Below are 1525 nucleotides of genomic sequence, written 5' to 3' on the forward strand. Positions count from 1 at the left end.
CGGAACCTGTCAAGTCAAGTGAGACGTTTTCGTGGTCAGGTGTTCTGTAGATCTGCGGGTTGAGCTGCTGGTTTGTTGATCCACACGGTGTCGGGCAGGGCCGGGGGGCGGGGGCGGCGGGTGAATCGGTCGGGGTGGGCCCGCCAGGCGGCGTCGAGGGTGGCCTGCCGCTGGTCGTGCACGTCGCTGGCGGTGCCGTAGTGCACTGAGGCGGGGGTGTGCAGACCGATCCCGGAGTGGCGGTGTTCGTGGTTGTAGTAGGTGAAGAACTCGGTGCAGAACTCGCGGGCGTGGTGCAGGGAGTCGAATCGGTCGGGGAACGCGGGGCAGTACTTCAACGTCTTGAACTGGGCTTCGGAGTACGGGTTGTCGTTGGACACCCGGGGCCGGGAGTAGGAGCGGGTGACGTCGAGGTCGGCGAGGAGTTCGGCGACGGGTTTCGAGGTCATCGACGAGCCGCGGTCGGCGTGCAGCACCTGCGGTCGGACCTGGTTGCGGGCGATGGCGTCGTCGATCATCTCCCGGGCGAGCATGGAGTCCTCGCCGGTGGCGACGTGCCAGCCGACGACGTACCGGGAGTACACGTCGATGATCACGTACAGGTGGTAGAACACGCCCCGCGCGGTGGTTTTCAGGCGGGTGATGTCCCACGACCACACCTGCGACGGCCCGGTCGCGGCCAGCTGCGGGATCGTCCGGGCGGGGTGGCTGGCCTGCCGGCGGCGTTCCCGACTCTCCCCGGCGGAGCGCAGGATCCGGTACATCGTGGACTGCGAACACCAGTAACGGCCGTTGTCGAGTTCGCGGGCCCACACCTGCGCCACGGACATCTCCGCGTACTCATCCCGATGCAGCAGGTCCAGCACCTGCTGGCGTTCGGCCTCGCTCAGCGTCGACGGCGGGGGTGTCTTCGGCCGCAGTGGTCGGGACACCACGGGCGGCTGCTGACGCCGGTAGTGCGTGGCGCGGGACCGGCCGGTCAACCGGCACGCCCCAGCCACACCCACCAGCGGGGTGAGGGCCTCGAACGCGGCGTTCAGCGCCTCCTGCCCGGCCGAGGCGTCTCGTCCGCGCTCTCGGACAGTGTTTCCAAGAGCGCGTGCGCTTTTCCCATGATCTCCAGGGCGGTCTTCGTGCGGGCCAGGTCCGCTTCGAGGCGTTCGTTGCGTCGGCGTAGCCGCTCGATCTCGGCGGCCTCGGCGCTGCGGCGCCGGCTCTCGGACACCGGGCTCTTACGGGTGCCCAGAGCGGTCAACGCGCCGGCGTCGCGGGCGGCCCGCCACTCCAAGATGTGTGAGTGATAGAGGCCTTCCCGGCGCAGGATCGCCGCACCCTCACCAGAGGCCTTCGCCGCCTCGTACTCCGCCACGATCCGTAGCTTGTACTCCGCGGTGAACGTTCGCCGTTTAGGCCGTCCGCCCTGCTCACCAGGCGTGCCGGGTAGTGTCACGATGATCCTCTTCCTGTCTCCCGGCAAGCCTAACGCTCCCGGAACGGCTGCCTCATCTCAGCCTGACAGACAGGG

Annotated in this window: 2 protein-coding genes; both read right to left on the bottom strand. The window is 68.5% G+C overall.

Annotation, left to right across the window (positions count from 1 at the left end; translation table 11 throughout):
• Window positions 1-35: 35 nt before the first annotated feature.
• Window positions 36-1040: an IS3 family transposase gene (locus AB0I41_RS35170; RefSeq protein ID WP_357115807.1), complete on the bottom strand. Its 1005-nt coding sequence runs from the start codon at window positions 1038-1040 to the stop codon at window positions 36-38.
• Complete coding sequence (locus AB0I41_RS35175; protein ID WP_357115804.1) at window positions 1037-1450, bottom strand: transposase; 414 nt, start codon at window positions 1448-1450, stop codon at window positions 1037-1039. The genes AB0I41_RS35170 and AB0I41_RS35175 overlap by 4 nt, the downstream gene beginning before the upstream one ends.
• Window positions 1451-1525: the final 75 nt, after the last annotated feature.

The organism is Micromonospora sp. NPDC050200 (assembly GCF_040656135.1).
Classification (GTDB): Bacteria; Actinomycetota; Actinomycetes; order Mycobacteriales; family Micromonosporaceae; genus Micromonospora.